15 protein-coding genes are annotated in these 21,818 nt (G+C 71.0%); 8 read left to right on the top strand and 7 right to left on the bottom strand.

The window, feature by feature from the left end; translation table 11 throughout:
* Window positions 1–235: 235 nt before the first annotated feature.
* Window positions 236–3,214, bottom strand: coding sequence for an AfsR/SARP family transcriptional regulator (locus ACQPZX_RS29800; RefSeq protein ID WP_433362136.1), 2,979 nt, complete (start codon window positions 3,212–3,214; stop codon window positions 236–238).
* Between the two features lie 190 nt (window positions 3,215–3,404).
* Between ACQPZX_RS29800 and ACQPZX_RS29805 the strand changes: the two genes are divergently transcribed.
* Window positions 3,405–3,977: a hypothetical protein gene (locus ACQPZX_RS29805; protein ID WP_433362140.1), complete on the top strand. Its 573-nt coding sequence runs from the start codon at window positions 3,405–3,407 to the stop codon at window positions 3,975–3,977.
* Between the two features lie 53 nt (window positions 3,978–4,030).
* Here the strand turns inward: ACQPZX_RS29805 and ACQPZX_RS29810 are convergent, their stop codons facing one another.
* Window positions 4,031–6,175 carry an MMPL family transporter gene (locus ACQPZX_RS29810; RefSeq protein ID WP_433362143.1) on the bottom strand — a complete coding sequence of 715 codons (2,145 nt, stop codon included), beginning with the start codon at window positions 6,173–6,175 and terminating at the stop codon, window positions 4,031–4,033.
* Between the two features lie 155 nt (window positions 6,176–6,330).
* Here ACQPZX_RS29810 and ACQPZX_RS29815 point away from each other — a divergent pair, with 155 nt between their 5' ends.
* The 4 genes from ACQPZX_RS29815 (at window position 6,331) to araA (ending at window position 11,477) form a co-directional block, all read left to right on the top strand.
* Window positions 6,331–6,909 (top strand): TetR/AcrR family transcriptional regulator, encoded by a 579-nt coding sequence (locus ACQPZX_RS29815; protein ID WP_433362146.1) that lies wholly within the window; start codon window positions 6,331–6,333, stop codon window positions 6,907–6,909.
* 781 nt (window positions 6,910–7,690) lie between these two features.
* Window positions 7,691–9,322 carry a ribulokinase gene (gene araB, locus ACQPZX_RS29820; RefSeq protein ID WP_433362149.1) on the top strand — a complete coding sequence of 544 codons (1,632 nt, stop codon included), beginning with the start codon at window positions 7,691–7,693 and terminating at the stop codon, window positions 9,320–9,322.
* A complete protein-coding gene (locus ACQPZX_RS29825; protein ID WP_433362152.1) occupies window positions 9,319–9,990 on the top strand; it encodes an L-ribulose-5-phosphate 4-epimerase in 672 nt (223 codons plus the stop codon). The genes araB and ACQPZX_RS29825 overlap by 4 nt, the downstream gene beginning before the upstream one ends.
* Window positions 9,987–11,477: an L-arabinose isomerase gene (gene araA / locus ACQPZX_RS29830; RefSeq protein ID WP_433362155.1), complete on the top strand. Its 1,491-nt coding sequence runs from the start codon at window positions 9,987–9,989 to the stop codon at window positions 11,475–11,477. The genes ACQPZX_RS29825 and araA overlap by 4 nt, the downstream gene beginning before the upstream one ends.
* A 442-nt stretch (window positions 11,478–11,919) precedes the next feature.
* Here the strand turns inward: araA and ACQPZX_RS29835 are convergent, their stop codons facing one another.
* Entirely contained in the window at window positions 11,920–13,149 is a 1,230-nt protein-coding gene (locus ACQPZX_RS29835) for an FAD-dependent oxidoreductase (protein WP_433362158.1), read from the bottom strand.
* Between the two features lie 58 nt (window positions 13,150–13,207).
* On the opposite strand from ACQPZX_RS29835, the gene ACQPZX_RS29840 reads away from it, so the two are divergent.
* From ACQPZX_RS29840 to ACQPZX_RS29850, 3 genes are all read left to right on the top strand, one after another.
* The gene (locus ACQPZX_RS29840) at window positions 13,208–13,828 is read left to right on the top strand and encodes a TetR/AcrR family transcriptional regulator (RefSeq protein WP_433362161.1); all 621 of its coding nucleotides are present in this window, start codon (window positions 13,208–13,210) and stop codon (window positions 13,826–13,828) included.
* Between the two features lie 34 nt (window positions 13,829–13,862).
* Window positions 13,863–16,115 (top strand): HelD family protein, encoded by a 2,253-nt coding sequence (locus ACQPZX_RS29845; protein WP_433362164.1) that lies wholly within the window; start codon window positions 13,863–13,865, stop codon window positions 16,113–16,115.
* Window positions 16,116–16,209: 94 nt separating this feature from the next.
* A complete protein-coding gene (locus tag ACQPZX_RS29850) occupies window positions 16,210–17,055 on the top strand; it encodes an SDR family NAD(P)-dependent oxidoreductase (RefSeq protein WP_433362167.1) in 846 nt (281 codons plus the stop codon).
* Here the strand turns inward: ACQPZX_RS29850 and ptsP are convergent.
* From ptsP to ACQPZX_RS29870, 4 genes are read right to left on the bottom strand one after another with little or no spacing between them, the layout of a single operon-like run.
* Window positions 17,045–19,468, bottom strand: coding sequence for a phosphoenolpyruvate--protein phosphotransferase (ptsP, locus tag ACQPZX_RS29855; RefSeq protein WP_433362170.1), 2,424 nt, complete (start codon window positions 19,466–19,468; stop codon window positions 17,045–17,047). The genes ACQPZX_RS29850 and ptsP overlap by 11 nt on opposite strands.
* Window positions 19,469–19,482: 14 nt before the next feature.
* The gene (dhaL, locus tag ACQPZX_RS29860) at window positions 19,483–20,118 is read right to left on the bottom strand and encodes a dihydroxyacetone kinase subunit DhaL (protein WP_433362173.1); all 636 of its coding nucleotides are present in this window, start codon (window positions 20,116–20,118) and stop codon (window positions 19,483–19,485) included.
* A 5-nt stretch (window positions 20,119–20,123) separates the two neighbouring features.
* Window positions 20,124–21,113, bottom strand: coding sequence for a dihydroxyacetone kinase subunit DhaK (gene dhaK / locus ACQPZX_RS29865; RefSeq protein WP_433362176.1), 990 nt, complete (start codon window positions 21,111–21,113; stop codon window positions 20,124–20,126).
* Window positions 21,110–21,760 carry a DUF2238 domain-containing protein gene (locus ACQPZX_RS29870; protein WP_433362179.1) on the bottom strand — a complete coding sequence of 217 codons (651 nt, stop codon included), beginning with the start codon at window positions 21,758–21,760 and terminating at the stop codon, window positions 21,110–21,112. The genes dhaK and ACQPZX_RS29870 overlap by 4 nt, the downstream gene beginning before the upstream one ends.
* Between the last annotated feature and the right edge of the window lie 58 nt (window positions 21,761–21,818).

The following is a 21,818-nucleotide window of genomic DNA, read 5'->3' on the forward strand; positions in this document are numbered from 1 at the left end:
TTCGGGAAAGGTTGCGGGGAACTTTCGGGATTGACGGGCTCGCGCGATGTCGCCCCGCCCGGCCGAGCGGGAGGCGTGGAGGCTGGCCGGCCTCCCCGCGCGCGCCCCTGCGCGCAATCGACGGCAAGTCCGCCGCTCCGGCCCGGTCGTACGCCACGTCCCGGAGAGGCAAGTCTTACTGTCACTAGGACACTAAATGGCGACGGGGGTTTGTGTCAAGAGGACAATTAATAGATCAGGCGTGCCTGCGGTCCGGGAGGGGCACGCCGACGGCGTCATAGACCTCGCCGACTTGCCGCCGGGCCGCGGCCGCGGCGTCGAGCAAACCCCTTGACGCGTACGCCTCGGCCAGCGTGACCAGGGCTTCCACTTCCAGGTGGATCGCGCCGCAGGAGCGGAACGACGCCTGGGCCCGCAGCAGGGCGGCCGTCCGGTCGTCCGTGCGCGACGCGGCCGACGGCTCCGGCGCGAGCGCGGCCAGCGAGAGCCAGATCCGTCCGACCAGGACGACGTCGGCGCCCTCCGCGGCCAGGGGGCCGGCGAGGTCGAGCCGTTCCCGGGCCGAGTCGCGGTCCCCGGCCGCGAGCGCGAGCTGGCCGAGCCCGTGCAGCGCGTAGGCCTGCCCGAGCAGCGGCGCGCCCTCGAGGACCTCCTCGAACGCCTCCCCCGCCGCGCCGAGGTCGCCGCGCGCGAGATGGGCACACCCGATCCAGTAGACCGTCGGTTTGATCAGCCGCGGGTCGCCCTGGTCGCGCGCCAGCCGTTCGGCCTCGCGCAGGGTCGTCACCGCCGCGCCGGCGTCGCCCCGGTCGAGCTGGGTATGGCCGATGAAGCGCAGGGTCTGTTGCACCCCTACGTCGTCGCCGCTGCGCCGGTAACCGTCGAGCGCCTCCTGGAACAGCCGCAGGGGCCGGGCGAGCTCGCCCCGGCGGCGCAGTGCGTTGGCGAGGGTGCGCAACGCGATCGCCCGGCCGTGCCGCTCCCCCGCCTCGGTGAGCAGCCGGGCCGCGGTCTCGAGCTCGGACACGCCGGAGACGCCCGGGCTGCCGCTGGCCACCAGCGGCGGCTGCCCCAGCGCGGTCAGCACCAGCGCCTCGCCGCGCCGATCCCCCGCGGCGCGGCAGGCGGCCAGCGCCACCTCGTGGGTGACCCGCCAGTCGTCGAAGTATCCGCGCAGCGCATAGAACTCGTGAGCCGAGACGGCCAGATCCCAGCAGACCTCGGTGAGCCCGAGCGCGGCCGCCTGCTCGACCATCGCGCGCAGGTTGAGCCGTTCCCGCTCGAGCCAGTCGAGGGGTCTCGCGGTCGCGGCGGCCAGCTCCGCGGGCGGCACGGCCACGTCGGGCAGGTCGCTGTGCACCACGTCGAACTGTCCGCCGTAGATCGCCTCGTGCGCCCGGCGGGTCAGGGTGAGCAGCGCGCGGCAGGCGCGGGCCGGCACGTCGGCCGACTCCGGCGCGTGGGCGCGGGCGTAGTCGCGGGTCAGCTCGTGGAAGCGGTAGCGCGGGCCGGCGGCGGCCGGCTCGATCATGCCGACCGCGGCCAGCTGGGACAGCGCGACCCCGGCCGCCGGGCCCGGCTCGTCCAGCACGGCCGCCGCCGCCCACTCGCCGAACATGGGCAGGGCTAGCAGGCCCAGACCGAGGAAGAGCTGCCGCGCCTGGTCGTCGAGCGGCGCCAGGCCGGCGCCGAGCGTCCGGGCGAGGCTCTGCTGGCCGTACTCGAAAGCAGCCGGACCCTGATCACTCAGCCGGCGCAAAAGCTCGGCCGTGGGCTGGTGGAAGTCCTCCACCCGCAGCATCGCCGCGATGCGCAACGCCAGCGGCAGCCCGCCGCAGAGCCGCACCACCGCGGCGACCGCGTCGTCCTCGCCGGCGAGGTCCACGTTGCCGGCCGCCACGATCTTGCGGAACAGCGCGGACGCGGTGTCGTCGTCGAGCGCGCCGAGCGGCGCGACCTGGTGGGTGGCCGCCTCGATGCCGGGCAGCCGGCGCCGCGCGGTCACCAGCACCACGCAGTCGCCGCCGCCGGGGATGAGATCGCGGATCTGCGCGCTGTCGGCGGCGTCGTCGAGCACCACGAGCATCCGGCGGTCGGCGGCCAGCGAGCGAAAGAGCGCGGCTCTTTCGCGTAAAGTTTCCGGGACGGCGGGCTCGCCCAATCCGCGCAAGAACTCCGCCAGCACCTCGGCGGGGTCGGCCGGCTGGTCGGTGGTGCCGCGGAGGTCGGCCCAGAGCTGACCGCCCGGGTAGGCGTCGGCGGCGGCGTGCGCGGCGGTCAGCGCGAGCGCGGTCTTGCCCATCCCGCCCGCTCCCGAGATGACCAGCACCCGCATCCGGGGCTCGCGCAGCAGCCAGGTGAGCTCGGCGAGCAGGCCCTCGCGGCCGACGAAATGGGCGGGGCTCGGTGGCAGCTGGCGCGGCAAGGGCGGCGGCTTCACCACGGCCGCGGGGCGGCTTTCGGCGCCGATCGTCTTGGCCACCTCGTCGTCGTTGCGGACCGCCATGGCGTACGCGAGACGGCGCAACGTCCGGTCGGCGCCGCCGCCCGCCTCCTCGAAACTTTCGTAGGCCGCGGTCGCGTCGTCGGCGTGGCCGGCCCGGTAGAGCGCGATCATCCGCAGCCGGCAGATCTGGGCGTCCTCGGGGTACTCGGCGGCGAGCTGCTCGAGGTCGTCGAGGATCGGGGCGTGCTCGCCGCGCTCGATCTGCAGCGTGAAGAGGCGGATCGCGCACCGCTTGCGCCGGGCGCGCAGCGTCTCGATCTCCCGGCCGAAGGCGCCGAGCGGAACGTTGGACAGCGGGCTCGGGCCGCGCCACAGGTCGAGCGCTTCGCGGAGGTGGATGATCTCCTCGCCGGTCTCACCCTTGGCCCGGTCCGCGTCGGCGCTTTCCACCAGGCGATGGAAAGCCAGGAGATCCAACTCGTCGTCGGCCGCCTGCACCCCGTACCCGAAACGGTTGTAGGTCTTGATCGCCTCGGGCTTGCCGACCTCGGTGAACAGCTTGCGCAACGCCGAGACCGCCTTGTGCAGCTGGGCCGGTCGCACGTCGGTCTCGCCCCACGCGGCCTCGATCAGGTCCGGAGTGGACAGTTGGCGGTTCGGGCGGATGAGCAGCGCGGCGAGCACCGCCAGCGCGTGCCCGCGGGGCAGTTCGACGGGCACGCCGGTCGAGGCGCGAACCTCGAGATCGCCCAGCACGCCGTAGATCACTCCGTCGTCCTCCTCACGCCGCCACGGTACGGAGCCACGCCGTCACGGTAGGAGTACCGCACCAGCTTGCACCATCGCTAAAAGGGGTAGTCGACATGTTCGGAACCGAAACGGAAGCGCTCCGGTAGTTCACTGTGGCCGAATCGCGGTGTGCCTTCGCCTCATCAGCCCACCGTGACGGGGGTGTGCGATGACCCATCGCCTGTACGGCAGCATCGACCGCCTGACCGACTGCGAGCAACGACCGTTGCGGCCGATCGGGATGAGCGTTCAGGAGGTGGCGGCGCGCACGCGAGATCTATTAGCGCGGCTCGGTGAGGCGCCGGGCGTGCGGGTGATCGCGGGACTGCGGCTCGGCCCGGACGTGCCGCCGATAGCTTTCGCGATCAGCGCTGGTCATCGGGTCGTGCTCGTGGAGCCGGTCGCCTGGCCGGCGGGCGCGTACTCGACGACGCCGCAGGGTGGGGTGCTGTGCGACGGCACCTACATCGGGCAGTCGGTGCACCCGCTGCTCGGCGCGGTCCGGCATTTGCGGCGCCGGCTGCACAAACGCGACGTCGCGGCGGTCGTGGTGGTGCATCCGTCGGGGACCGGGACACCGGCCCTGTCCCCGATGGCGCCGCCCGGGTTGTCCTGGCTGCCACCGGAGGAGGTGTGCCGGCACCTGGTGGCGCGGCTGCGCTCCCGGGTGAGTGTCCGCCGGAAACTTTCCATCGTCCGAATGGCGGTGGAAGGCAAACGGAAGGACACCAGGACAGCCTGAACGTGAAGGGGCCGCTTGCGGGTGGGCGGACCCGTGGGCGGCCCCTTCCATCTTTAGACGGTTACCAGCTCTTTCTCGCCCGGAACGTCGGCCTCGGCGGCCAGCTGCTTGGTCAGGGCCTCGCCCTCGACATCCACGTTGGGCAGGATCCGGTCGAGCCACTTCGGCAGCCACCAGCCGGCCTTGCCGAACAGCGAAAGAACCGCGGGAACGATCGTCATGCGGACCAGGAAAGCGTCGACGGTCACGCCGAAAGCGAGCGCGAAACCGAGCGTCTTGATGATGGTGTCGTCGGCCAGGATGAAGCCGGCGAAGACGCTCATCATGATGAGCGCGGCGGCGGTGACGACGCGGGCGCCGTGCCGCATGCCGGTGACCACCGCGTCGTTCGGGCTCGCGCCGTGCACGTACTCCTCACGCGTACGGGTGACCAGAAAGACCTCGTAGTCCATGGCCAGGCCGAACAGGATGCCGATCAGGAAGATCGGCATGAGGCTGATGATCGGGCCGGTCGAGTCGACCCCGAGCAGGCCCGCCAGGTGGCCCTGCTGGAAGACGAACACCACGGCGCCGAAGGTCGCGGCCACCGAGAGCAGGAAGCCGAGAGTCGCCTTGAGCGGCACGATGATGCTGCGGAACACCAGCATGAGCAGGACGAACGCGAGGCCGACGACGATCGCCAGGTAGGGCACGAGCGCCTTGGTGATCTTATCGGTGACGTCGATGTTGATCGCGGTGGTGCCGGTCACGGCGATGTCGTCGTCCGGCAGGGCGCGGATCGCAGTGACCAGGTCCTTGGTGGCCTCGTCGGTGGCGCCACTGCCCGGGATGACGGTGAGCATCGCGGTGTCGCCGGCCTTGTTGAAGGTCGCCGGGGTGACCATGACGACGTCGTCCAGCTTGGCGATGGCCTGCTGGGCGGCGGTCGCCGTGGACTGGGTCGCGTTCTCCACGACCACGATCAGCGGGCCGTTGAAGCCGGCGCCGAAGCCCTCGGCGAGCTGGTCGTAGGCCTTGCGCTGGGTCGAGTCGGGCGACGCGGTGCTGTCGTCCGGCAGGGCCAGGTGCAGGTCGAGCGCCGGCAACGCAACCACGCCGATCACGCCGAGGGCAAGGACAAGAGCGACAATCCGATTCTTGAGTACGAGACGGGCCCAGCGCTCGCCGAACGCAACTTTCGCGGTGCTCCTGACCTTCTTGGGCAGAACCTTTCGCCCGGCGAAGCCCAGCAGCGCCGGGGTCAGCGTCAGCGTGATGATCACGGCCATCGCCACGGTGAACGCGGCGGCCAGGCCCATCGCGGACAGGAACGGGATGCCGGTGACGCTCAGCGCGGCCAGCGCGATGATCACGGTGAGGCCGGCGAACACCACGGCCGAGCCGGCGGTGCCGGTGGCGCGGCCCGCGGCCTCCTCGCCGTCGTTGTTGAGAAGCTCGTGGCGGTAGCGGGAGACGATGAACAGCGCGTAGTCGATGCCGACGGCGAGGCCCAGCATGGTCGCGAGAGCGCTGGTCGACCCGGACAGGTCGAAGAAGCCGGTGGCGATCTGGATGCCGGTCATGCCCAGGGCGACGCCGATGATCGCGGTGAGCAGCGGGAGGCCGGCGGCGACGAGCGAGCCGAACGTGACGAGCAGGACGAACGCGGCGATGATGATGCCGAGCGCCTCGCTGGAGTGTCCACCCTCGGCGCTCTGGAGCATCTCGCCCGAGTACTCGACACCGAGACCGGCGCTTTTCGCGCTGTCGCCTGCTTCCTTGAGGGCATCGCGGGCCCCGTCGGTCACGTCGGTCGCGGCGACACTGTAGGTGACCGTGGCGTACGCGGTCTGCCCGTCCTGCGAGATCGTCTTCGCCTCGAAGGGGCCGGCGACATTGCTCACCTGGGGCGCCGTCTTGAGCGCCGCGACCGCCTTCTCGATGGCGGCCTTCTGCGTGGCGCCGGTGAGCTTGGCGTCGCCGGTGACGGTGAAGACGACCTTGGCGGACGCGCCGTCGGCGCCACCGCCGAACTTCTCCTCGAGGATCTGCATCGCCCGGGAGGACTCGGTGCCCGGGATCGAGAAGGCGTCGCTGGTGGGGCCGGACAGGGTCGCCGCGCCCACCCCGAACAGGGCGAGCACCACCACCCACAGCAGTCCCACCAGCTTGCGCCGGCGGAACGAGAACCGGCCGAGCCGGTACAGCATGGTCGCCACGAATTTCCTCCCCAGGCCGAAGTCCGTCTTACGTTTCGGCACCGCCACCGTAGAGCTGAGACTTACCGATCGGCTAGAAATTAACTAGCCGAGCGGTAAGCGTCACACTTGCTGGTCGGCTAGTTTTTTCGTACGTGTGTCGATACGATGACGGCGTGACGCAGAGCGCCGGGGTGCGGCCGCGCGGCGCGGGCCGGGCCCAGTTGCACGAGACCGCGCTGCGGCTTTTCGCGCGCGACGGGGTCGAGGGGACGTCACTGCAGGCGATCGCCGACGAGATGGGCGTGACCAAGGCGGCGGTGTACTACCACTACCGCAGCAAGGACGAGCTGGTGCTGGGCGTGCTCGCGCCCTTGTTCACCTCGCTGGACGCCATCCTCGACCGGGCCGCCGGGCATCGGGCGCGGTCGGCCCGGCTCGACGAGTTCCTAGTCGGCATGGTCGACCTGATCGTCGACAACCACTCCCGGTTCTCGGTGCTGGTCGGCGACCCGTACGTGAACCGTCTGATGGAGAACCACCACGACCTGATCGGCTGGTGGAACCGCATCGTCGACGAGATCATCGGCTCCCGCCCCGACCCGATCACCCCCACCGCCCTGATCATCTTCCTGAGCGGCATGACGGCCCCCCTGACCACTCCGCCGACGACCGGCCTCGACGCCGACACCCAGCGGGCCCAGCTCGTCGAGTGCGGCCGCCGCATCCTGGCCATCCGCCGCCGCTCAGCCTGACGCGCACCGTCTGCGCGCCTCGACGGCCACCGCCGCGCGGCTTGACGGCCACCGCCGCGCGCCTTGACGGCCACCGCCGCGCGGCTTGACGGCCACCGCCGCGCGCCTTGAGGGCCGCCGCCGCGCGGCTTGACGGCCACCGCCGCGCGCCTTGATGAGTTGCCGCACGGATCGCACACGAAGTCATCACCGGCGCAGCGCGCCAGCGCCCGCACCCGGCCGCCGCGCATCCTCGGGATCCGCCGCCGCTCGGCCTGACGCGCACCGCCGCCCGCCTTGATGAGTTGCCGCGTGGACCGCACGCGGAGTCATCACCGCCGCAGCGACGGCGCACTTGCACGCGCTGCACGGCCGAAGCGGGGCCGATCTTGATGACTTGGCGCGCGCAGCGAACCCGCACTCATCAACGCCGGGGCGCTCAGCGGGCGGCGCGGCAGGGCCGTGGTGATCTTGATGAGTTGACGCGCGTGGCGAACGGGAAATCATCAACGCTGATGGCGCGCGAACGCTGAGAGCGCGCGCGGAGCGCGCGCGGAGCGCGCGCGGCGGCGACGACGGGGTCGGCGTGACCTGGCGGGACGGGCGCGGGTGCAGCGACAGGCGTTGATGAGTGGGTGCGCGGGTCGAGCGGCGAGTCATCAAGATCTGGAGTCGGAGGGGCGCAACGCGCTGACCTGCGTGATGTTAGCGATAACAATTGCTCCCGTCGAGCGGCGTTGACACCTGTGTTGTTAGCGATAACAATGCTGAAACGCCCCCTCAACGTGGAGGTATCCCCCCAATGCCCGTTGACCCCACCGTGGCCTGTGTGGTCGGTGTCGATTACGGCACCCTCTCCGGCCGCGCGGTCGTCGTCCGTGTCTCGGACGGCGCGGAGCTCGGCTCCGCGGTGCACGACTACTCCCACGCCGTCCTCACCGAGTCGCTGCCCGACGGCACCCCGCTGGGCCACGACTGGGCCCTGCAGGTGCCGTCCGACTACATCGACGTGCTGAAGACGGCCGTGCCCGCGGCGGTCGCCGCCGCCGGCATCGATCCGGGGCACGTGATCGGGATCGGCACCGACTTCACGGCCTGCACGATGGTGCCGACGCTCGCCGACGGAACGCCGCTGAACGAGCTGCCGGAGTGGAGCGCGCGTCCCCACGCGTACGTAAAACTCTGGAAACATCACGCGGCACAACCGCAAGCGGACCGCATCAACGAGCTCGCGGCGAAGCGCAGCGAGCCGTGGCTGGCCCGCTATGGCGGGCTGATCTCCTCGGAGTGGGAGTTCGCCAAGGGGCTGCAGCTGCTCGAGGAAGATCCTGCCGCCTACGCGGCGATGGACCGCTGGGTCGAGGCGGCCGACTGGATCGTCTGGCAGCTGACCGGGAGTTATGTCCGCAACGCGTGCACGGCGGGGTACAAGGGCATCCTTCAGGACGGAAACTACCCGTCGCGTGAGTTTCTGGCCGCGCTGAATCCGGCGTTCGAAAGTTTCGTGGCCGACAAGCTGGACCAGCCGATCGGGCAGCTGGGCGACGCGGCCGGCACCCTGACCGCGCAGGCCGCGCAGTGGACCGGGCTTCCGCAAGGCATCGCGGTCGCGGTCGGAAATGTCGACGCGCACGTCACCAGCGCCGCGGCGAAGGCGCTCGACCCGGGTCAGATGGTCGCGATCATGGGCACCTCCACCTGCCACGTGATGAACAGCGACGAGTTGCGCGAGGTCCCGGGCATGTGCGGGGTCGTCGGCGGCGGGATCGTGGCCGGCCTCTGGGGGTACGAGGCGGGGCAGAGCGGCGTCGGCGACATCTTCGGCCACTATGTCGACAACTTGGGCGGCTCCTTCACCCATGAGCAGCTCACCGCCCTGGCCGCCGCGCAGAAGCCGGGCGAGCACGGGCTGATCGCGCTGGACTGGCACAACGGGAACAGGTCGGTGCTGGTCGACCACGAGCTGTCGGGGCTGCTGATCGGCGAGACGCTCGCGACCAAGCCGGAAGACATCTACCGCGCGCTGATCGAGGCGACGGCGTTCGGCACCAGGAAGATCGTGGAAACTTTCGCGGCCGCGGGCGTGCCGGTACGCGAGTTCATCGCCGCCGGCGGGCTGCTGAAGAACCGGCTGCTCATGCAGATCTACGCGGACGTGCTGAACATGCCGCTGTCGGCGATCGGGTCGGAGCAGGGGCCGGCGCTCGGCTCCGCCATCCACGCGGCCGCGGCGGCCGGGGCGTATCCGTCCGTGCGCGACGCCGCGGCCGCGATGGGCAGCGTCTCCGCCAACGCCTACGTCCCCGACCCGTCCGCCGCCGCGATCTACGACGAGCTGTACGCCGAGTACTCGACGCTGCACGACTATTTCGGCCGCGGGGCCAACAAGGTGATGCGCAAGTTGCGCGCGATCCAGCGAAAGGTTTCCGCATGAGTCTGGCGTCGATCGCCGAGATCAAGCAGCTGGTCGCCGGCCTGCACGCCGAGCTGCCCCGCAACGACCTGGTGGTGTGGACGGCCGGGAATGTCTCCGCGCGAGTGCCGGGCGAGGACCTGCTGGTGATCAAACCGTCCGGGATCTCCTACGACGAGATCAGCGCGGACAACATGGTCGTCACGGACCTCGACGGCAACCTCGTCGAGGGCACGTTGTCGCCTTCGTCGGACACGGCGGCGCACGCGTACGTGTACAAGCACATGCCCCACGTGAACGGCGTGGTGCACACCCATTCCACGTACGCGACGGCCTGGGCCGCCCGGGGCGAGGCGATCCCCTGCGTCCTCACGATGATCGCCGACGAGTTCGGCGGCGAGATTCCGGTGGGACCGTTCGCGCTGATCGGCGACGACTCGATCGGACGCGGCATCGTCGAAACGTTGCAACGCCACCGCTCCCCCGCGGTGCTGATGCGAAACCACGGCGTCTTCACCATCGGAAAGTCCGCGAAAGACGCCGTCAAGGCCGCCGTCATGTGCGAGGACGTCGCGCGCACGGTGCACATCTCCCGGCAGATCGGCGCGCCCATCCCGATCGATCAGGCCGACATCGATTCCCTGTACGCCCGCTACCAGAACGTCTACGGACAGGAGCCCGCCGCATGAAGCCCCAGATCTGGTTCCTGACCGGCAGTCAGCACCTCTACGGCCCGGAAACGCTCGACCAGGTTGCCGCACAGTCCGCCGAGATCCAGCAGATGCTCGTCGCGGCCGGCCTGAGCGCCGAGATCGTCGGCAAGCCTGTGCTCACCGACTCGGGCGCGATCCGCCAGGTGATGCTGGAGGCCAACGCCGACCCGTCGGTCATCGGCGTGATCGCGTGGATGCACACTTTCTCGCCGGCCAAGATGTGGATCACCGGCCTGGACACGCTGCGCAAGCCGCTGCTGCACCTGCACACGCAGCACAACCAGTCGCTGCCGTGGGCCACGATCGACATGGACTTCATGAATCTCAACCAGGCCGCGCACGGCGACCGGGAGTTCGGGTTCATCCAGGCCCGGCTCGGGGTGCCGCGCAAGACGGTGGCCGGGCACGCCGCCGATCCGGGGGTGGCGCAGCGGATCGACGCCTGGGCTCGGGCCGCGGCGGGCTTCGCCCACCTGCGGGGGCTACGCCTGGCCCGTTTCGGGGACAACATGCGGGACGTCGCGGTCACCGAGGGCGACAAGGTCGAGGCCGAGTTGCGCTTCGGGGTTTCCGTCAACACGTACGGGGTGAACGACCTCGTCGCGGTGGTGGACGCCGTCTCGCCGTCGGAGGTGGACGCGCTCGTCGCCGAGTACTCCGACGTCTACGATCTGGCGCCGTCGTTGCGGAAAGACGGCGAGCAACATTCGTCGCTGCGGTACGCCGCGCAGATCGAGGTCGGCCTGCGACAGTTTCTGACGGCCGGCGGTTTCGGCGCGTTCACGACCAACTTCGAGGACCTGGGCGGGCTGCGGCAACTGCCCGGCCTCGCGGTGCAAAGGCTCATGGCCGACGGGTACGGCTTCGGCGGCGAGGGCGACTGGAAGACGTCGGCGCTGCTGGCGGCCGTGAAGGCGATGGGCGCCGGCACCGGGCGGGGCACGTCTTTCATGGAGGACTACACGTACCACTTCGGCCCCGGCGAGCCGAAGATCCTGGGTGCCCACATGCTCGAGGTCTGCCCCACGATCGCCTCCGAGCGCCCGCGTTGCGAGATCCACCCGCTCGGCATCGGCGGCCGCGAGGACCCGGTGCGCCTGGTCTTCGACGCGGCGACCGGCCCCGGCGTGGTGATCGGCCTGGCCGACATGGGCGACCGGTTCCGCCTGGTGGCCAACGCCATCGAGGTGGTGCCGCCGGACGAGCCGCTTCCGTCGCTACCGGTGGCGCGGGCGGTGTGGAAGCCGGAGCCGTCGCTGTCGACGTCGGCCGAGTGCTGGCTGACCGCGGGCGGCCCGCACCACACGGTGATGACGCAGGCGGTGGGCGCGGAGACGTTGCGCGATTTCGCGGATATGGAACGCACCGAGCTCCTGCTGATCGACGAGAAGACGACGCCGTACGACTTCGCCGACCGGGTGCGCTGGAACCAGGCCTACTACCGCCTGTCCCGCCCGATGTGATCGCCCGGCGCCGCTCCCTTCCTGCGGGGAGCGGCGCCGGCTCGCATACTCGGCCGCGCCGTTCTCGCGCGGCCCCGCTTCGTGGCCGGCAACCCGCCCGACGTGGTCGACAACACCGGCGCCGCCTGCCCTGGGTGGGCGCCAGCCCTGGGTGGGCGCCAGCCCTGAGTGGGCCGCCAGCCCTGAGTGGGCCGCCAGCCCTGAGTGGGCCGCCAGCCCTGAGTGGGCCGCCAGCCCTGAGTGGGCCGCCAGCCCTGAGTGGGCCGCCAGCCCTGAGTCTGCGCCCGCGCCTGAGTGGGCGCCTGCCCTGAGCCTGAGTGGGCGCCTGCCCTGAGCCTGAGTGGGCGCCTGCCCTGAGCCTGAGTGGGCGCCTGCCCTGAGTGGGCAAGCGCCCACTATGGCCGCGCCTGGCGAGCGTCGGTAAGGGAGGACGTGGCCGGCGTCAGCGGGAGGTCGGGACGCCGGCGCGGGCGGCCAGCAGGCGTAGCAGGCCCCGGGTTCCGACGAGGGTGCGGAGATTCACCGGGCTGAAGAAGTCGCGGATCGGGACGGTGCCGGTCAGCACTCCCAGGAAGCGGGTCACCTGGGCCGGATCCTCGGCCACGGCCGGAAAGAGGATCTCGCCGGCGGGGTCGGGGCGGAAAGCGGCGAAGCGGGCCGTCAGGTCGTAGATGGGACGGCGGGCGGCGTCTCGGGTGCGGTGGTAGTCGCGGAAGGCTTTCTGGTTGCCCGCGAAAGTTGCCACGATCGCGGTGGACAGGGCGTCGGCGTCGCGGAGGGCGTTACCGATGCCCTGGCCGGTGATCGGGTCCATGACCAGTCCGGCGTCGCCTGCCAAGGCCCAGCCGGGACCATACGGGCGGCGCATCAGGCCGGGGACGTCGGTCGTGGCACGCACGTGCTCCACGAGTGTGGCGGCGGCTATGCGGTCGCGCAGGTCGGCGGGCGCGGACACCGCGGCGCGGAAACTTTCCGGGCGGCGTACGTCGGGAAAGCGCGAAACCGGAACGCCCAGATAGACAATCGTCAGGTCGTCGTTGGTCGGCCAGAGGCCGACCATGCGATCGGGGCGGGTGTAGACCTCGCCGCCCTTGAGCGGCAGATCGGCGAAGTAGCCGTAGCAGGCGGCGGAGATCGGCGGGCGGGCGCGGTAGGCGCGGGCGCGCACGGCTTTGGCGACCGTGGAGTGCTTGCCGTCGGCGCCCACCACCAGGCGGGCCGTGATGGTGCGGGCGGCGGTGGCGCCCTTGAGTTTTCCGCGGATGCCGGTGATCTGGCCGTCGCCGGTGAGGCCCTCGACGACGAAACTTTCCTCGACAGTTGCGCCGGCGGCACGCGCCTCGGCGATCAGCAGAGCGTCGAAGAGAGTGCGGCGGGGGCTGTAGACGGCGTCGACTCCGTCGTGGGCGGCGTAGCCACCGCGGAGGACCGCGGGGCCGGCGTCGAAGTGGACGCTGCTGGCGCCCGGGGTGCCGCTCTCGATCAGCTTGTCGAGGATGCCCCACCGGCGCAGGAGCGCGCCGCCGGGGAGCTGGATCTGGTGGGTGGAGAGGGTGTCGCTGGGAAAGCGCGCCCGGTCCACGGCCAGCACGCGCAGTCCCGCACGGGCCAGGAGCATGGCCGTCGCGGCGCCGGCCGGGCGGGCGCCGACCACGATCACGTCGAAATCCACTGTGACCTCCTTTTTTGATACGGCGTAACGTAACAGCGTCACGGTAGGATCGGGAACCATGGGACGTCCGAAAGAGCACGGAGCGCAAACCCGGGCCGCTCTGCTCGCCGCCGCCGCCGAGTTGCTGCACGCCGAGGGGCCGTCGGCGGTCTCGGTGCGCCGGGTGGCGGCCGCGGTGGGCACGTCGACGCGGGCGGTCTACAGCCTCTTCGACGACAAGGACGGGCTGTTGCGGGCGCTTTCGGTCGACGTCGCCGAGACGATGCGCCGGCACCACGAGTCGGTCCCGGCCCACGACGATCCGATCGCGGAAATACTTTCGCTGGCGCTCGCCTACCGGGCGGCGGCCCTCGAGAAGCCGAAACTTTACGACCTCTTCTTCGGCACGGTGAGACCGGGCGCCTCGCAGGCGGATCCGCTGTTCGCGCTGGTGTACCGGAGTTTCGAGCGGGTGTTGCGGGTGGTCCGGCGCGGCATCGGGTCGGGGGTGTTTCCGGGGCGGAGCGAGTTCGACATCGGGCGGAATCTTTTCGCTCTCGTCCACGGTCTGGCGTCGCTGGAGTTGCGCGGCGTGCTGGGCGACGAAGCGACGGCGGTGGGCGTCTGGCGGCAGTCGGTCGGGGCAACGCTGGCGGGTCTTCAGCAGCGGCCGGCGGGACCGGCTGAGGGCGCGAAGTAAGTCAAGACTTACTTCCGCACGGAATCTCCTGACAATGGGAGCGGTGAGCGAGCAGGCGCTGGTGGCGCACATGTACGAGCGGCTGGATGCCGAGACGGCCGAGGTGCTCGAGGAGCTCGGCGGGTGGCGGGGCGGCGAGCGCACGGCGGAGTCGAGAGGGCAGCGGCGCGGCGAGCGCGCGGCGGAGCCGAGAGGGCAGCAGCGCGGCGAGCATGCGACGGAGCCGAGAGGGCAGCAGCGCGGCGAGTGGGACGTGCAGTCGGGTGGGCTGCCGGATCCTGACCGGGCGGTGCTGTTGCGGAAGCGGCTCGTGGAGTTGCGGGCGGCCGAAGACGGTCTGGTGTTCGGGCGGATCGATCGGGTCGACGGGAGCTCGCTGCACATCGGGCGGCGCGGGATCCGGGTGGACGGGGAGCCTCTGCTGGTGGACTGGCGGGCGCCGGCCGCGGCGCCGTTCTATGCCGCCACTGCCGCCCGTCCGATGGGGCTGCGACGGCGGCGTCACCTGCGGCTCGATGGGCGACGGGTGGTCAGCGTCGCCGACGAGATTCTCGACGGGTCGGCGCCGGGGCCGGACGACGTGGTCGGCGACGGGCCGCTCGCCGAGGCGCTGGCGGCGCCGCGAACCGGACGGATGGCCGACGCCGTCACAACCCTTCAGGCGGAACAGGACGAGATCGTCCGGTCGCCGTATCGGGGAATCACGGTCGTGCAGGGCGGGCCGGGCACCGGGAAGACGGTCGTGGCGCTGCACCGCGCCGCGTACGTTCTGTTCGCCTTTCCGGCGACGGCCGAGCGCGGCGTGCTGGTCGTGGGGCCGGATGCGCGGTTTCTCGAGTACATCTCGCAGGTGCTGCCTTCGCTGGGCGAGAACGACGTGCGGCTGGCCACCCGGACGGGGATCACCGAGGTGGCACCCGGCAGCAGCGAGCCGGCCGGCGTGGCACGGGCGAAAGGGCAGGCGAAAGTTGCCGAGCTGCTTGCCGAGATTGTCGCGGCGCGGCGTCCCGGAGTTGCGGCGATAAGACTGCCGGTGGGGGCGGAAACTTTCGCAGTCGGCGAGGACGCGATGGCCGGGGCGATCGCCGCCGCCGCAGGAATGCCGCACAACGCCGGGCGGGAAGCGTTCAAGGAGTATCTGGTCGCCGAGTTGGTGCGGCTCCGCGCCCGGCGCACCGCCGAGACGCTGGAACGGATCGACGCTGAGACGGCGGCGCTCACCGGGGTCGACCTTGATGCGGCCGTGGCTGCCGATTTGCGGTCGCTCGGCTTCGCGGACGAAGCGCCGCGACGGACCGCAAGCGCTGGGCACGACAAGACGCCCCAGAGTCCCGCCGGCCCTGAGCAGCGCAAGCTCGCCGACCCCGAACCCGACCCCGAACCCCCCGAACCCGACCCCGAGCCCGAAGGAACGGCACGCCGGCTCGCCGATCTTGAGGCCGAGCCCGAAGGAACGGCACGCCGGCTCGCCGATCTTGAGGCCGAGCCCGATGGAACGGCACGCAGGCTCGCCGATCTTGAGCTCGGCGACTCGCGGGCGGCACGGGCGGCGATCGCGGCGGATGCGCGGCTCGACGAGGCGATCGAGCGGCTCTGGCCGCGACTTACTCCGGATCAGGTGGTGGCGGGGCTACTTGACGCGCCGCCGCCGGGCTGGGAGGCACTTCGCCGGGAACCCGGCGGAGGGTGGACGGCGGCCGATCTCGCACTGCTCGACGAGGCGGCCGAGCTGGTCGAGGGGACTCCGGCCGACGTGTACGGCCACATCGTGGTCGACGAGGCGCAGGAGCTCACCGAGATGGACTGGCGGGTCGTGCTGCGGCGTTGCCCGTCGCGGTCGATGACGGTGGTCGGGGACTTCGCGCAGGCCGGGAGCGGCTCGACGGTCACGGGGTGGCGCGAGGCGGTCGGTGAGCGGTTCGAGCTGCACACGCTGACGATCAACTACCGGACCACGGCGGAGATCCTCGACTACAGCCGGGACCTGCTCGCCGAGATCGCGCCCAGCCAGCGCCTCAGCCGGTCGCTCCGGCACGGCGAGAAGCCTTTGATAGCGCCGGAGGAGCTGACCGTCACGCCAGGCGAGCTGGTGGCCGTGATCTGCCCGGACGACCTCGTCGTGGCGGGCGGGATCCCGGTGTCGAAAAGCCGTGGATTGGAGTTCGACACGGTGATCGTCGTGGCGCCGGACAGGTTTCCGCGACGCGATCTCTACGTGGCGCTGACCCGGGCCACGCGGCGGCTGGTCATCGTCGAGAGGCCGGAAGCGCTGCCGCGCCGGCGATGAGGAAGTTCCGCTTCCACAGAAACGTACACTCGCGTACGCTTCGGCGAAGCCCCGGGACGAACTGGCTGGACGTCCCCATCTCTGGAGGCAGCGCATGAAGGTCGCCGGCAAAGTTCTCGTGGTCACCGGGGCGGGCAGCGGCATCGGGCAGGCGGTCGCGCGCGAGGCGGTGCGGCGCGGGGCACGTGTCGCGGCCGTCGACCTCAACCCCGAGACCCTCGCCGCGACCGTCGCCTCCACGGAAGCGACAGCGGAAGCGACGGCGGAAGCGACAGCGGAAGCGGCGGCGGGGTCGATGTCGGCGCATCCGCTGAATGTGACCGACCGCGATGCCGTCGAGGCGCTTCCGGGGCAGGTGGTCGAGCGGTGGGGCGCGGTCGACGGGTTCATCCACTGCGCCGGGATCATCCAGCCGTTCGTGCGGCTCAAGGACCTCGACTACGCGACCATCGACCGGGTCTTCGGGGTGAACTGGTCGGGGACGCTCTATCTCGCGAAAGCTTTCCTGCCGGTTCTGCTGGCCCGGCCGGAGGCGCACATCGTCAACGTGGCCAGCATGGGCGGCTTTCTCCCGGTGCCGGGGCAGACGATCTACGGCGCTTCCAAGGCCGCGGTCAAGCTGCTCACCGAAGGGCTGCACGCGGAGTGCGCCGGCACCGGCGTACGCGTCACGGTTGTCTTTCCCGGCGGTGTGGCCACCAACATCACGAGTAACTCGGGGGTCGCGATCCCCCTCGACGGGGCGTCGGCGAGCAAGCAGGCCACGAAAATCACCACCCCGGAGCGCGCCGCGCGGGACATCCTGAACGGCGTGGAGGCCGACGCCTACCGGGTGCTGATCGGCAAGGACGCGCGGCTGATGGACAAGCTCTATCGCCTCAACCCGCGGCGGTCGGCCGCGCTGATCGCCGGGAAAATGGAGGCTCTGCTCAACCGTTGAGCCGCCGCCGCACGGCCGCGGCGTCCGGGAGTTCGAAGGCCCAGGCCGCGCTTCCGGTCCCGCTGGCGCGCACGGCCTCCTTGACCAACGGCACAGCCGTAGGGGTCACGCTCAGCTCGTGTACGCCCAGAGCGGTCAGCAACGGGACGGCGGTTTCGTCGGTCGCGAGCTCGCCGCAGACCGCCACCGGCACGCCGGCGTTCCGGCACACGGCGTCGATCAGGCGCAGCACCGCGGGGTCGAGGCCGTCGGCGGGCACGGACGGATTCCCGCGCTCGGCGGCGAGCGTGTACTGGGTCAGGTCGTTCGTGCCGATGCTGACGAAATCGACGTACGGCCGGAAAGTTTCCACCTTGAGCGCCGCCGCCGGGACCTCGACCATGATGCCTACCTCGAGGCCCTCCGGCGGGTGGCGGTCGTCGAGCATCCGGCGCGCGGCGATCAGCTCCTCGACGCTGGTGACCATCGGGAACATGACGCTGACCGGAGTCTCCCGGGCGACGTGGACCATCGCGTCGAGTTGCGCCCCGAACAGCGCGGGATTTTCCAGAGAATGACGCAGGCCGCGTACGCCGAGGAAAGGGTTCTGCTCCGGACGGCTGGGCGCGTATCGCAGTGGCTTGTCGCCGCCGACGTCGAGGGTGCGCAGCGTGATGCGCCGTCCGTGCATCGCCTCGGCGATCTGCCGGTAGACGGCGACCTGCTCGTCGACGCCGGGCGCCTCGTCGCGATCGAGGAAGAGGAATTCGGTGCGCACCAGGCCGGCCTGGTCGGCGCCGTTCTCGGCCGCCGCGCGCGCGTCGGGCACCGATCCGAGGTTGGCCGCCACCAGGATGGTGACGCCGGCGCCGGTCACGGCCGGGTCGTGTGCCCGCTCGGCGGCCTTTCGCCGGCGTGCCTCGCGGGCCACGGCCCGGTCACGAAACTCCACCACGACAGTTTCGTCCGGCGCGACGGAGAATTCGCCGGAGCCGCCGTCGAGCGCGATCGTGGTTGCGGGCGCGATGCCGAGCACGCCCTTCCCGGCGCCGACCACCATCGGAATGTTTCGCGCCCGCGAGATGATGGCCGCGTGAGCGGTGGGGCTTCCGCCGGCCAGCAGCACGCCGGCCACCCGGCGCGGATCGAGGCCGGCGGCCTCGGCGGGCGTGAGGTCGCCGGCGATCAGCACGCCGTCGCCGTCGAGGGCCGCCGTCGTGAGGCCGAGCAGCCGCCGGACGACCTGGTCGCCCACCGCGCGCACGTCGGCGGCGCGGGCGTTGAGATACGGGTCGGGCAGCGCCTCGAACTCCACCGCCACCCGCTCGGTGGCCTCCCGGAACGCGCGGGGTGCGGCGTCCCCGCGCTGGATCCGGGCCGACACGTCGGAAAGAAGCTCGGCGTCGTCGAGCAGCAACAGATGCGCCCCGAAGATGTCGGCCGCCGCCTCGTCGTCGGACGCGGCCGCCCGCATGTCGCCGATGTCCCGTCGGACCGCCGCCACCGCATCGTCGAGCCGGCGAGCCTCGACCTCGGCGCCTTGAGATGATATTTCGGAAATGTCTGGCAGCGCCGAGGAAGCGGTGGCGGCAGGCTGCCACGCAGGGCCGATCCCGACCCCGCCCGATGCCGCCCGCCCGCGCCCGCGGCCTGCGGCCGCCTGGGCTGATATTTCGGAAAGGTCGGGCTGGGCGGACGCGGGTGCCTCACCTGCCTCGTCGAACGCACGAGCCGCGAGGTCCACCAGCTCGTCGACCGCCTCGCGAGCCTGCGGCCCCGACGCCCGCAGCTCGATCTCGTGCCCCCGCAACACGCCCAGCGTCGCCACCCGGGACAGGCTGCTCGCGCGCACCCACGCCGATCCCGTAGTGCGGTTGCGGATCTCCACGTGAGCTTCGAACCGGCTTGCCGTGGTCACCAGCCGCGCGGCCGGCCGGGCATGCAGCCCGTGTGGATTGGAGATCGTGACAGCCCGACTCAGCTCAGCGGAGGTTTCCGGCGGCTTGGGGAAGTTGCCTGTGGGAGACGGCTCGCCCAAGTGCGATTGTTTCGCCTCCAGCGCCGCGATCGCCTCCGCCGCCACCTCGTCGCGGCCCGCACCACCGGCGGCCGCGACCACCGCCGCCACCAAGCCCTCGACCAGCGGCGCCGGGCACAGCACCGCCCGCTCGCGCACCTCGTCGTCGACCATCTCGAGGGCCATCTCGGCGGAGAGGACCGCGCTGCCCAGGTCCATCAGGATGACCACGCCGTCGCCCTGATCCGCCGCCGTCACCGCTGACGAGATGGCCACCGCGTCCGTGCCCAGTGTGGACTCGTCCAGGCCGGCGGCCATCTCGATGCGTACCGACTGGTCTTGGAGCATCGCCGAAGCCAGCTCCACCGCCGCCGACGCCAGCGCGCGGCTGTGACTCACCACGACCAGGCCGACCATCCGCGTACCGGCGGTCAGGCCAGGGCCGACGCCGCGGCGGCCAGCAGGAACGTCACGGACGTCGCGCCCGGGTCCTGATGGCCGGCGCTGCGCTCGCCCAGATAGCTGGCTCTCCCCTTGCGGGCCACCATCGGGATCGTCGCCTCCCGCCCCTCCTCCGCGGCCCGGACCGCGGCGTCGAGGGCCTCGCTCAGCGGCTGACCGGCCGCGACCGCCCCCTCGAGGGCGTCCACGGCCGGGGAGAGCGCGTCGATCATGGTTTTGTCGCCGGGGGCGGCCTTTCCCCTTGCCACCACCCCCTCCAGCGCCGCGCGGAAAAGTTTCGCGACGTCCGCGCCGTCCAGGTGCTCGGCGTCGCCGGCGGTGGCGGACATGCGCAGGAAGGCCGTGCCGTACAGGGGACCGCTGGCGCCCCCGACCGTGCTGACCAGCGTCATCCCCGTACGTTTGAAAACCTCGGACGGACGGCCCGGACCCTCCGCCCGCAGCGCCGTGACCACCGCGGTCATGCCTCTGTCCATGTTGACGCCGTGGTCGGCGTCGCCGATCGCCGAATCCAGCTCGGTCAGCATCTGCTTGTGCTCGCCGACCAGGCGGGCGAACTCGTGGATCCAGGCGACCAGCGCCGCGGTGTCGACGGTGTCGGCCATGGTGGTCAGACTCCCCACCGCAGCGCGGGCGTGCTCACGGGCGCGTCCCACAGCCGCAGGAGCTCGTCGTCGGCCTTGAGCAGGGTGACCGAGGCGCCGGCCATGTCCAGGCTCGTGATGTACGGGCCTACCAGCGACCTTGCTATCCGGACGCCGGCTTTCTCGAGGAGCGCGGAAATTTCCGCGTACATGACGTAGAGCTCGATCAACGGGGTGGCGCCCATGCTGTTGACGAAGGCGATCACGCCGTCGCCGCCGGTGAAGTCGAGGTCGGCGAGGACGGGAGTCACCAGCATCTCGGCCACCTCGGCGGCCGTTCCGGTGGGGACGCGGCGTCGGCCGGGCTCGCCGTGGATGCCTATCCCGACCTCCATCTGCCCGTCCGGCAGGTCGAAAGTCGGCTTGCCGGCGGCCGGAACCGTGCACGAGGTGAGCGCCACGCCCATGCTGCGGGCGTTTGCGTTCACCTTGCGGGCGACGTCGGCGACCTCCGCCAGCGGGCGGCTCTGCTCGGCGGCGGCGCCCGCCAGCTTTTCCACCAGGACGGTCGCGCCGACGCCGCGGCGGCCGGCCGTGTACAGGCTGTCCTGCACGGCCACGTCGTCGTCGATGACGACCGCGACGACCTCGGTCTCGACCATCTCGGCGGCCATCTCGAAGTTCATGACGTCACCGGTGTAGTTCTTGACGATGTGCAGCACACCGGCGCCGCCGTCGACGCCCTGCGTGGCGGCGACCATCTGATCGGGTACGGGTGAGGTGAAGACTTCCCCGGCGCAGGCGGCGTCGAGCATCCCCATGCCGACGAAGCCCGCGTGCAGCGGCTCGTGACCGGAGCCGCCACCGGAGATCAGGCCGACCTTGCCGCGGACGGGAGCGTCCCCGCGGAAGACGACGCGCTGCTCATGGTCGACCCTCAGCTCCGGGTGGGCTGCCGCGACGCCGCGCAGGGCGTCAGCGACCACGCGCGCCGGATCGTTGATGAGCTTGTTCATACCGACAACTTACGCCGCCGCCGGGCCATGACCACCGCGAAAGTTACCCCGATTATCGAGCCGAGCGTTGCGATCGCCATGTCCTTGTGCGCGTCCCACATGTCGCCCTGCTGGCCGTTGTAGGCCTCGGCGTCGGCGGGGGCGAGCGTCATCGCGATCCCCCACTCGAACAGTTCGTAGAGGGCGCTCGTCGAGATCACGATCTCCACCGCGAGCAGCGCCGCCCAGCGGGTCCGGGCGCGCAGCGCCGTGTAGAGCACCGGCCCGAAACACAAGCCATAGCTGAGGTGCACGAGACGGTCGAAATTGTTCCGCTGCCAGCCGAAAGTTTCCGAGATCCGCACCCCGAACAGCGCCGAGGTCCAGTCGTCGTAGGGCACGAACGAATAGATCCACCGGGCCGCGACCGAATGGAGAGCCAGGAAAATCAAAATCAGCAGGAATGACGCGTACGGGATGGGCTTTGCTCTTTGGATGAGCAGCAGCGCGACCAGCCCGATCAACGTGAGAGAATGATGCATGGCCTGTTCGGCCGGGTAGATGGGCCTCCACCAGGTGGCGGCCACGATGACGAAGAAGACGGCGAGCGTCCATCCATATCGGTTCTGCGCCATGACAATCGGCGCCGTTCCCCCGCGTGCTGTCATGCCCCACGAGTCAACCGGCGCCGATCACCGGATCGGTCTCGTCCTCGGCACGAACCGA

The sequence above is a fragment of the Actinoplanes sp. CA-142083 genome (genome assembly GCF_050942195.1).
Lineage (GTDB): Bacteria > Actinomycetota > Actinomycetes > Mycobacteriales > Micromonosporaceae > Actinoplanes.